Origin of the sequence: Micrococcus sp. APC 4021, assembly GCF_030407635.1 — a bacterium.
GTDB classification, from domain to species: Bacteria; Actinomycetota; Actinomycetes; order Actinomycetales; family Micrococcaceae; genus Micrococcus; species Micrococcus luteus.
Window position 1 is genome coordinate 1 of record NZ_JASDCZ010000084.1, and the last position, 10,109, is coordinate 10,109.

The window sequence follows — 10,109 nt, forward strand, 5'->3', positions numbered from 1 at the left end:
CTGCCCCGCTCCCGCCTCCTCCCGCACTGTCACCGCCAGCTCGATGTGTCCGGCCTCCGGGTCCGCGAGGATCTGGCGGATCTCCGGCGCGGCACCGGCGTCCTCCATGTCGAACGCGTCCATGAGCCCCAGCAGATCCGGATGGGGCAGCGCGCCGCCGGGGGCGTCGTCGAGCAGGTCGACCTCGCCCGTGTCGGCCCGCACGTCCACGTACCGCTCCACGCGGCGCGGCAGCGTCCCGGCCACCACCTCGTGCCCGTCGACCCTGAGACCCGCGGGAGCCGGGCCGCTCAGCGGGACGGCCAGGACGGTCTCCACGACGTCGGCGGCGCCCGGCACCGGACGCAGCGCCGTCCACAGCGGCCCGGCGGGTGCCGACCCCGCCTCCGCGAGTGCCTGGAACAGCGTCACGAAGGCGGCGTTCGCGCGCTCGGTGGTCGACTCCTCACCGGCCTCGTCCAGGGCCACCCGCTGCACGACGCCGGCCCACGGCGTCGGCCCGACCGTGCGCTCCGCCACGGGGCCGGGACGGGCGGGGCCGCCGTCGTCGTCGGGATCCGGGGCCGCGTAGACACCGGCGACCGCGAGCGCGAGCGCGCGGTCCTCGAGGTCGCGGCGGCGTCGCAGCTCGGCCGCGTGCGTCTCGAGCCGCGCCGGCAGGGAGGCCGGGTCCGCGAGGACGGACCGGACGTCGTCGACCGTGAGGCCGGCCGCCCGCAGGACGCGGATCTGCGCGGCCGTCCGGATCTGGCCGGGCGCGTAGCAGCGGTAGCCGGAGTGGGCGTCGACGTCGGCGGGGGCGAGGAGGCCGCGCTCGTCGTAGAAGCGCAGCGCCTTCGCGCTCAGTCCGGTGGCGAGGGCGAACTCGCCGACGGTCATCAGGGGGCTCATGGGGCGACCTTTCTCTCAGGTGATCCCAGCGTGGGCGTTCCCCCAAGGGGAGGGTCAAGCGTCGCCCAGCCTGCTCGAGACCGACGGCCAGGTCTGCCCCTTCCCGCTCGTGGAGGCCAAACGCCACGGCGGCCTCAGACCTCCAGCAGCACCTTGATCTCGCGGCGCTCGTCCATGGCCCGATACGCCTCGGCGGCGTCGTCGAGCGGCATGCGCGCGGTGAACACGCGGCCGGGCTGGATCTCCCCGGACTGGATGCGCTCGATCAGCTCGGGCAGGAAGCGGCGGACGGGCGCGGGCCCGCCCTCGAGGTGGATCTCACGGCCGAAGAGATCGGAGCCGTCGAGGGTCTGGTCGTGGGAGACGCCCACAAACCCGACGTACCCGCCGGGGCGCACCGAGGCCAGGGCCTGGTCCATGGAGCCCTGCGTGCCGACGGCCTCGCACACCCCGTGCGCTCCGTAGCCGCCGGTGAGCTCGCGCACCTGGGCGGCGCCCTCCTCGCCACGCTCGGCGATCACGACGTCCGCGCCGAACTCCCGGGCGAGCGCGGCCCGATCCTCATGGCGGGAGAACACGATGACCTTCTCCGCGCCGAGGGTCTTGGCGGCCAGGACGGCGCACAGGCCGACGGCGCCGTCGCCGACCACGGCGATGGTCTTGCCGGGGCCGGCCTGCGCGGCGACGGCGGCGTACCAGCCGGTGCCGAGCACATCCGAGGCGGCGAGGTAGTCGGCCAGGCGGTCCGGGTCCGAGGGCTCACCCCCGGGCACCTTCACGAGGGAGCCGTCCGCGAGCTCGACACGCATGTACTGCGCCTGGCTGCCCGTGTACTCGCCGGCGTTGACGCAGCGGGACTGGTAGCCGGCCTGGCAGATCTCGCACGTGTTGTCCGAGAGCATGAACGAGCCGATCACGAAGTCGCCGACCTCGAGGGTGGCGACGTCCTCGCCCTTCTCCACGATCGTGCCGACGTACTCGTGGCCCATGCGCCGGTGGTCGACGTCGTTGTGACCGCGGTAGGGCCACAGGTCCGAGCCGCACACGCACGCGGCGGCCAGCTTCAGGACGACGTCCGTGGGCTGAGCGACGCGCGGGGTGTCCACCTCCTCCACGACGACGTCGCCCGGCGCGCGCATGACGACGGCCTTCATCGTCTCGGGGATGGCAGGGGTGGCGGGGGTCTGTGCGGTCATGGTCTGTCCTCCGGTCTGGCCCGGCGGTCCGGGCGGCGGTGTGCGGGGACCAGTCTTGCGCCCCTGAGCCGTGGAGACGACACATCGACGTCGCAGGCGGGGCCGGTGGATGACCGCGCGCCAGCGACATCACCGCCGGGCAGAACCGCGGTGATGTCGCTGGCGTGAGGTCCGCCGACACACCCCGCTCGGCTCACAGCGAACGAGCACCGCCGGGCGTTACACTGTGGTTCCCATCACATCCGACTCCCCTCGGAGGCCCGTCGTGACCCTCACCCTGTCCGCCCGCCTCGAGCGCACCGCCGCCGAGCATCCGCACTCCACCGCCCTGATCCTCGGCGAGAACCGCATGACGTATGCGGAGCTCCAGGACCAGTCCCAGCGCCTGGCCGGGCTCATGCGGCAGGAGGGCATCGGCCCCGGGGACCGCGTGGCGCTCATGGTGCCGAACATCCCGGCGTTCCCGGTGGTGTTCTTCGCGGCCCTGCAGCTGGGCGCCGTCGTCGTCCCGATGAACCCGCTGTTCAAGCGCCGCGAGATCGAGTACTACCTGGAGGACTCGGGCGCGTCGATGCTGTGGTCCGTGCCGTCCGAGGAAGCCGTGGAGGGCGCCCGCGAGCGCGGTGTGCCGCTGCGCACCCTCGGCGAGGACGGCCTCGCCCCGCACCTCGCGGAGAGCCCCGGCCCGGTGACCGAGACCGTCGAGCGGGACCTCGAGGACGACGCCGTCATCCTCTACACCTCCGGCACCACCGGCCGCCCCAAGGGCGCCCAGCTGACCCACCGGAACATGGGCACCAACGCGGACACCGCGGCGGAGACGCTGATCCAGCTCCAGCACGGGGAGACCGTGCTCGGCTGCCTGCCGCTGTTCCACGTCTTCGGCCTCACGTGCGCGCTCATGGCGCCCGTGACGACGGGCGCCAGCCTGGCGTTGATCCCCCGCTTCGATCCCGCCGTGGCCGCGCAGACCGTCCGGGAGTGCGCGGTGGACGTGTTCATCGGCGTGCCCACCATGTACGGGGCCGTGCTGGCCGCGGCCAAGGACCATCCGGAGGACCTGGCCAGCCTGCGCCTGGGCGTCTCCGGCGGATCCGCCATGCCCGTGGAGCTGCTGCGCCGCTTCGAGGCCACCTTCGACTGCGAGATCCTGGAGGGCTACGGCCTGTCCGAGACCTCCCCGGTGGCGTGCTTCAACCACCCGGGCGAGGAGCACCATCCGGGCTCGATCGGACGCGCCGTCCGAGGGTGCGAGATGCAGCTGGTGACGCCGGACGGGGCCGTCGTGCCCGAGGGCGATGAGGAGACCCTGGGCGAGGTGTGGATCCGCGGGGAGAACGTGATGAAGGGCTACTGGGGCAAGCCGGAGGCCACCGCCCAGGCCATCACCGAGGACGGCTCGTTCCGCTCCGGCGACCTCGCCCGGCGCGATGCCGCGGGCAACTACTACATCGTGGACCGCACGAAGGACATGATCCTGCGCGGCGGGCTCAACGTGTACCCGCGCGAGATCGAGGAGGTGCTCTACGAGCACCCGGCCGTCGCGGAGGCCGCCGTGGTGGGGGTGCCCCACCCGGAGCTCGGTCAGGAGGTCGCCGCGCACGTGGTGCTCGCCCCCGGTGCGCACGCCACGGAGGAGGAGCTGATCCAGCACGTGAAGTCCCAGGTGGCCCCCTACAAGTACCCGCGCACCGTGACCGTGCGGGACGGACTGCCCAAGACCGCCACGGGCAAGATCCTCAAGCGGGAACTGACGCCGGCGGAGTGAGCCCGGGGCGGCCGCCCAGGCCGGACACACGGTGAGCCTCCCATGACGACCCTGCAGCGCCTGCGGGCGGAGGTGGCCCGGCGGTACGCCGCCCTCGGCCTGCCCGCCTGGCCTGACCCGCACCCGGACGGCGCCCCGCCCCGGGAGGAGGAGTACTCCCGGGTGACCGACCCGCAGCGGTATCGGATCGCGGCCGCCCGGGCCCGCGTGTGGGCCGAGGTGCTCGCGGAGGCGGGCGCCGTCGTCGTGCCGGACCCGGTGCGTGGCATCCCGCTCGACGAGGCCGGGCGCGCCGACCTGGCGGCCCCCGTGGACCGGGCGCTGCGGGTGGCGCCGCCGGCCGGCGTCGACGGCGCCTCCCCCTGGTGGCTGCTGGAGACGGACGTGCCCCAGGACGACGACGGCGGCGTCCTGCCGGTGATCCGGGTGGCGGTCGGCGCCCCGAGGCAGGTGCACGCGCTGCTCCCGGACTGCGGATGCGACGCATGCGACCCCGGGTCGGACGAGCTGCTCGAGGCCGTGGACCAGGCGGTCGTGCGAGCAGACGGCACGGCCGAGGCGCTGGGCCGGGTCCCGGGGTGGTCGTTCGAGGCGCTCACGGACGCCTGCCGGGACCTGGCCGCCGGCGGCCGTCCGAGGCTGCCGCGTGGGACGAGACGGTGGTGCGGGCGGGCTAAGTGAGGGGGCGGCGGTGGCCGGGTGCCGCCGCTCAGAACAGTGCCGCCACCCCCCGAGCGGCGAGCGGGATGAGCCGCACGGCCCGCACCACGGTGAACGCGGTGACCACCGAGACGAGCGCCCACTCCCGCCAGGACCCGGTCCGGCCGAGCAAGGGGAGCCGGAACCGTCCGGAGGACTGCCACCACCACAGGCGAGTGGGGGGCTCCGGACTGAGCGGCCAGAGCAGGGCCACCCCGTTGTTGGTGAGGGCGTCGCCGAGGATGTGCACGCTCACGCCGACGGCCACGGAGGCGGGGATCCACCACAGCCCGTCGCTGAGGACGGTCGCCGACACCGCGACCAGGATGCCGAGCGCCCACGCGGCCCTCCATCCCCGGTTCGGGAGCAGTCGGAGGGCCTTGGCAGCCACGGCCGCCAGGAACGCGGCGATGACCCCCTGCCCCGGCGTGTAGACGTGCCCCGCGATCGGCACCTGGATGGAGGCGGCCGCCGTCGCGACGGCGGTGAACGCCGCGATCCCCACCAGCGAGTGCGTGCCGCGCCGATGCCCGCCGGCCACGTGGCGGATGCCGCGGCTCAGCCACTCGGTCAGGGGCGGCAGGGCGTGGACGACGGTGGCGCGGGGGTGGTCCCAGTCGCTGATCATGGCCGCGCCGGCGGTGGTGACGGCGCCGAGCAGCTGGAGTTCGGCGGGCAGGTGCAGCGCGGCGATCGGCGACTGCCAGTGCGTGAGCGCCAGCCAGGCCGCGGCGCCGGTGGCCGCGTGGGACGGGCCCATCATGGGTGAGGTCCTCTCGTTCGCAGGACCGGGCCGCGTCACCGCGCCTGTGCGGGCCGGCGGGCGGCCCGCGGGGAAGGAAGAGGACCAGGGTGGCAGGCGGGGCGGACACGGTAAGGACGCCGCCGCGGCTGGAGCGGGTCGAGGCGGCTGCCCGGCCGGGGGCGGCCGCCCGGCCCCTCACCCCGTCATCGCCAGCACCAGCGGGGCCAGCAGGGCGGTGAGCACACCGGAGCAGGCCATGGCGAGGGCGGAGAACGCACCGGTCTTCGGGCCTTCGGCGAGGGCGCGGGCGGTGCCGATGCCGTGGGAGCTCACGCCGATGGCCAGGCCGCGCACGCGGGGGTCGCGCACGCGCAGCCGGTCGAGCACCCAGGGGGCCAGCACGGCGCCGAGCACGCCGGTGAGCACGGGGAGCACGGCGGCGAGGGAGACGATCCCGCCGCCGGCGTCGGCCACCGCCATGGCGATCGGCGTCGTCGCGGACTTGGGGGCGAACGTGGCGGCCAGCGCGGCGTCCCCGCCCATTGCCCGCACGATCAGCACGGCGCTCACCATGGCGGTCAGCGAGCCGACGGTGACCCCGACGGCGACCGGCAGCAGCAGCTTCCGGATGTCAGGGCCGGCCCGGTACAGGGGGACGGCGAGGGCCACGGTGGCGGGGCCCAGCAGGAAGGTGAGGTAGCTGCCGCCGATCATGTAGGTCTCGTAGTCGATGCCGGTCAGGGCCAGGAACGCGGCCACCAGCACGATCGTCACGAGCACGGGCGTGAGCAGGGCGGTCTGCCGGGCGGCGAGCCACAGGCGGCGGGAGAGCACAGCAACGGCGAGGGTCAGCGCGATGCCGAACAGCGGTGTGTGCAGGAGCGCGTCCCAGGCCTCGGCGAGGGAGTCGGTCAGTTCGGCGGCGTTCACTGTGCGTCCTCCTTGTCCGTGAGGCGGCGGGCGAGCGGGGCGGCGACGCCGGCGGTGACCACCAGCCCCAGCAGCCAGGGCACCACGAAGCCGACCAGCATCAGCGCCCGGTGTTCCTCGATGAGGCCCAGCACCGCGACGACGCCGACGCCCGCCGGGACGAACAGCAGCGGCAGGTGCTGGAGCAGGTGATGGCTCGCCGTCATCACCGGCGCGTCCTCGGCCGGCCGGCGCCACGCGAGCAGGCCGAGCAGCAGGAGCATGCCCAGCACGGCCCCGGGGATCGGCAGGTGCAGCGTGTCGGCCACGAGCGTGCCCGCCAGCTGGCAGAGCAGCAGGATCAGCAGGCCCTCGATCATCGGGGTTCACCTGCCTCGGACGGGCCCACGGGCGGCAGGCCGGGGACGACGCCGCTCCCCGCGGCGTCGAGGTGCGCCTGCAGGGCGCGCTGGGCGTCTGCGGCGCGCCCGGCGGCCAGCTGGGCGCAGATCTCGGCGTGCCCATCGAGGAGGCGGCGGGCGGCGTCGACGGATCCGCCGGTGGCGGCGTGGATCAGGCGTGCCAGGCGGGGGGCGAAGGTGCGCACGACCTCGTCGAAGGCGGCGTTGCCGCACGTGGCGATCACGTCCCGGTGGAAGCGCACGTCCAGCGCGGAGAAGGCAGCGAGGTCGCCGGCGTCCAGGGCGGCGCGCTGCTGCTCCAGGTTGGCGGTGAGCGTGGCGACGAGGGGCCCGACGGCGTCGGGCCGCGCGGCGACCGTGGCGAGGGCGGTGGACTCGAGGAGGCCGCGCAGGGCCGTGAGGTCGGCCACGCTCTGCGGCGTGAGGGCCTGCACGGCCGCGCCCTTCTTGGGGAGGAGCCGCACCAGGCCCCAGCGCTCGAGCTGGAGGAGGGCCTCCCGGGCCGGCGTCCGGGAGATGCCGGCCTCCGTGGAGAGCTGGACCTCGGTGAGCATCTCCCCCGCGGCGATCTCACCGCGGACGATGCGCCAGGCGACGTCGTGGGCCAGGCGGCCGGCAGCCGTGGCACGACTGCCCCATAAGGGGTCGGAGAGTGGAGTCATGCGGGCCAGAGTAATCGGATGCATGCATGGATGTATGCATTGTGTCGGACTCGGAAGGGGTCCGGGTGGGGAGGGGCCCAAGATGCCGGCGCCTGTCGAAGCGGGCACGCGGAGCGGCTGTCAGCCGCGATCTGAGTCCCGAGGCGCTCCAGCAGCTCCTGCGCGCTCGCCGTAGGCACGGCGAGCCGCTCGCGCCCGTGGCGTACGCGGTCCTGCGGCAGGACTGGGCGTCCGGCACGACGACGCCGGTCCTTGCCGGGTCGGTGTCCCTACTGGACCTGGGGTTCGAGACGTACGGCCTGCACCGGGTGGTGGCGCAGATGGACGCCCGCAACCCGATGCCCGCCCGGATGGCCGGGACACTACACACGACACTGAGGCTGGTCGCCCCGGTCGTCCACCCCCGGTCAACCCCGCCGGCCCGCACGCGCGGCGAACTCGTCCAGACAGGTGAGCACCTCGGTGGCCAGCCACACCCGGTTCCGACGCTGAGCGGACACGGCCTGCAGAGCGCCGGCCTCGACAAGCTGGTCCACGGCCCGCTGGGCGGCCGGGCGCGAGACACCCAGCGCCTGGGCCAGATGGTCCACGGTCACGGCGGGTTGCGCGATGATCACCGCGAGCGCCCGCCAGACCGCCGCGTCCCGCCGGGCGGTGAGCCGCTCGCGCCAGCCGGTCAGGGCCTCGTCCAGGTCCGCGACGAGCTCTCGGCCGTTGCCGACGGCGGCCAGGGCGGCCTGCGCGAAGCGGCGCACGATGGGCGCGGGGTCGCCGTCGCGGTAGGCGGTGAGGGCGTCGAAGTATCCGGCCGTGTCCGTGAGGAGTCCCGCGGAGAGGGGCACCCCCATACGGGTGATCGCGCCGGCCCGATGCAACACGGCGTGCACGAGGACGCGCCCGGTGCGGCCGTTGCCATCCGCGAACGGGTGGATGGTCTCGAACTGAGCGTGCGCGATGGCGGCCTGCACGAGGGCGGGTACGTCCGTGCGGCGCAGATAGGCGAAGAGATCGTCCATCCCGGCACGCAGGCGCTCCGGGTGGGGCGGGACGAACTGCGCCGTGTGCGGCGTGGGCGCCCCGCCCCCGATCCACCCCTGCGCATCGCGGTAGGCACCCGGCCGGGCATGCTCCTGACCGTCCATGAGGGCACGATGGGCGGCCAGCAGGGCGGGCTCTTCCAGGTCGGCGGCCAGCCGGGAGGCAGCGCCCATGGCCCTCACGTTCGCCGCCACGAGCGCTGCATTCGGGCGGGTGCGTTCGCCGAGAGTCGCCAGGGCGAGGGCTCGCGCGCCCGCCGTGATGTGCTCGATCTGCGAGGAGGACGCGGACTCAGTGCGCAGGAGCACCGCGTCGATCGGGGCGATCTCGCCGGTGAGCCCCGGGAGGGCGTGGCTGATCTCGGCGTCGAAGCGCACGACGGCGGCCGTCGCCTCCTCGACCTCGGTCGCCAGATCAGAGGGCAGGTCGAGCCCGAGTCGGGCGATACGGGCCGGGAGCGCGGCTCGATATGGGCCTGCTGCACGCACGCGAGCGCTGCGGGAGCGCAGCCCGGCGTCATCCGGGCCCGCGGCCCAGGGGCGCTCTTCCCAGCCGACGGCCCACGGGGTCGGGCGCGGATCGTTGCTCATGCCGCCACCTTACGCAACGTTATGTCTAGAGAGTTGCGTACTTCTGGGCGTCGTGAGGTGGAAAGCCGTCTGCCCCGGGCCCGATGCTCCGAGGCGAGCATCGCGTAAGTGACGCCGTCCACCCAGCCGCGGGTGCGGTGCAGTGACTCCTCCTTGAAGGTGCCCTCGTGGCGCAGGCCGACCTTCTCCATCACGCGCAGGATGGGCGCGTTGTCCGCGAAGGCGTGAGCCTCCACGGGTCGGACGCCGAGGCCTGCGAAGGCGAGGTCCAGCAGGGCACAGGCCAGCTCGGTGGCGCGGCCCCGGCCGGCGTGGGCCTGGGCTATGGTCCAGCCGATCTCGGCCTGCGCGTCCCGGGCTTCCTCGCGCGGTGCGCCGCGAGGTCGAGGAGGGGCGTGGCCATGGGGTCACGGCAACGGGCGGCGGTGACGTCCCCTCCCCTACTCTCGGCCCCATGGACGTCACCTTCACTCCGCTCGACCCGGCAGGCGCCGACCGGGACGCGCTCGTCGCCCTGCTCACCGAGAACGCGTGGCCGTTCCACACGCGCCCGCGCGTCACCCGGCCGGAGGCGGAGAAGGCCGTCGATGGCGGCGCCTGGGAGGATGAGGACCACCGCACCTTCTGGATCGAGCATCCCGAGCACGGCCGCGTCGGCGTGGTGCGCCTGGAGGACCTCACGGACCCCACCCCCTTGTTCGACCTGCGCGTGGCGGAGCGGTTCCGCGGGCGCGGGCTCGGCGCGCAGATCCTCACCGCGCTCACCCGGCGCGTCTTCGAGACGATGCCCGCGGTGGACCGCTTCGAGGGCCAGACCCGCGAGGACAACGTCCCCATGCTGCGCACCTTCCGCCGGGCCGGCTGGGTCAAGGAGGCGCACTACCGGCGCGGCTGGCCCGTGGACGGCGGCGAGCCGCTCGCGTCCGTGGCCTACGCAATGTTGCGCCAGGACTGGGCGTCCGGAACGACGACGCCGGTCCCCGCCGACGTCGACGCCCCGCCTCCGGCGGGGCGCAAGGAGGGCGCGGCTGCGGGCGGCCGCGCCCCTGACTGGCCGTTGCCCACCGCGCGGCTGACGCTGCGGCCGCACCGGGAGGACGACCTCGGCTGGTTGCAGGAGATGTACATGCAGCCCGAGGTGGTGCGCCACCTGCTGGACGAGCCCTGGGACGAGGCGACCGCGCGAGCG

General features: G+C 74.4%; 10 protein-coding genes and 1 pseudogene. 3 read left to right on the forward strand and 8 right to left on the reverse strand.

The window, feature by feature from the left end; all coding sequences use genetic code 11:
• Nucleotides 1–891: MerR family transcriptional regulator (locus QL983_RS08165; protein ID WP_290152236.1), on the reverse strand; the 891-nt coding region annotated here is incomplete at its 3' end.
• Between the two features lie 134 nt (nucleotides 892–1,025).
• The gene (locus tag QL983_RS08170; protein ID WP_036315572.1) at nucleotides 1,026–2,087 is read right to left on the reverse strand and encodes a zinc-binding dehydrogenase; all 1,062 of its coding nucleotides are present in this window, start codon (nucleotides 2,085–2,087) and stop codon (nucleotides 1,026–1,028) included.
• A 265-nt stretch (nucleotides 2,088–2,352) separates the two neighbouring features.
• Here QL983_RS08170 and QL983_RS08175 point away from each other — a divergent pair, with 265 nt between their 5' ends.
• Nucleotides 2,353–3,855 carry a long-chain fatty acid--CoA ligase gene (locus QL983_RS08175; protein WP_290152239.1) on the forward strand — a complete coding sequence of 501 codons (1,503 nt, stop codon included), beginning with the start codon at nucleotides 2,353–2,355 and terminating at the stop codon, nucleotides 3,853–3,855.
• Between the two features lie 42 nt (nucleotides 3,856–3,897).
• Nucleotides 3,898–4,536 (forward strand): DUF6226 family protein, encoded by a 639-nt coding sequence (locus tag QL983_RS08180; RefSeq protein WP_122054774.1) that lies wholly within the window; start codon nucleotides 3,898–3,900, stop codon nucleotides 4,534–4,536.
• Nucleotides 4,537–4,564: 28 nt separating this feature from the next.
• Here QL983_RS08180 and QL983_RS08185 read toward each other — a convergent pair whose 3' ends face one another.
• The 6 genes and pseudogenes from QL983_RS08185 to QL983_RS08210 all read right to left on the reverse strand — a co-directional run.
• Entirely contained in the window at nucleotides 4,565–5,317 is a 753-nt protein-coding gene (locus tag QL983_RS08185; protein WP_122054777.1) for a metal-dependent hydrolase, read from the reverse strand.
• Nucleotides 5,318–5,494: 177 nt separating this feature from the next.
• Nucleotides 5,495–6,229 (reverse strand): LrgB family protein, encoded by a 735-nt coding sequence (locus QL983_RS08190; protein ID WP_036315548.1) that lies wholly within the window; start codon nucleotides 6,227–6,229, stop codon nucleotides 5,495–5,497.
• On the reverse strand, nucleotides 6,226–6,588 hold the full coding sequence (locus QL983_RS08195) for a CidA/LrgA family protein (protein ID WP_036315546.1): 363 nt from the start codon (nucleotides 6,586–6,588) through the stop codon (nucleotides 6,226–6,228). Before QL983_RS08195 ends, QL983_RS08190 begins: the two co-directional genes overlap by 4 nt.
• A complete protein-coding gene (locus QL983_RS08200; RefSeq protein ID WP_041104849.1) occupies nucleotides 6,585–7,292 on the reverse strand; it encodes a GntR family transcriptional regulator in 708 nt (235 codons plus the stop codon). The genes QL983_RS08195 and QL983_RS08200 overlap by 4 nt, the downstream gene beginning before the upstream one ends.
• 407 nt (nucleotides 7,293–7,699) lie before the next feature.
• The gene (locus QL983_RS08205) at nucleotides 7,700–8,920 is read right to left on the reverse strand and encodes a Fic family protein (RefSeq protein WP_095353514.1); all 1,221 of its coding nucleotides are present in this window, start codon (nucleotides 8,918–8,920) and stop codon (nucleotides 7,700–7,702) included.
• A pseudogene (locus QL983_RS08210) lies at nucleotides 8,917–9,264 on the reverse strand (GNAT family protein); the annotation flags it as partial. The pseudogene QL983_RS08210 and the gene QL983_RS08205, both read right to left, overlap by 4 nt.
• A gap of 110 nt (nucleotides 9,265–9,374) precedes the next feature.
• Here QL983_RS08210 and QL983_RS08215 point away from each other — a divergent pair.
• Nucleotides 9,375–10,109, forward strand: a 735-nt coding sequence (locus QL983_RS08215; protein WP_356768188.1) for a GNAT family protein, incomplete at its 3' end; no start/stop codon positions are given.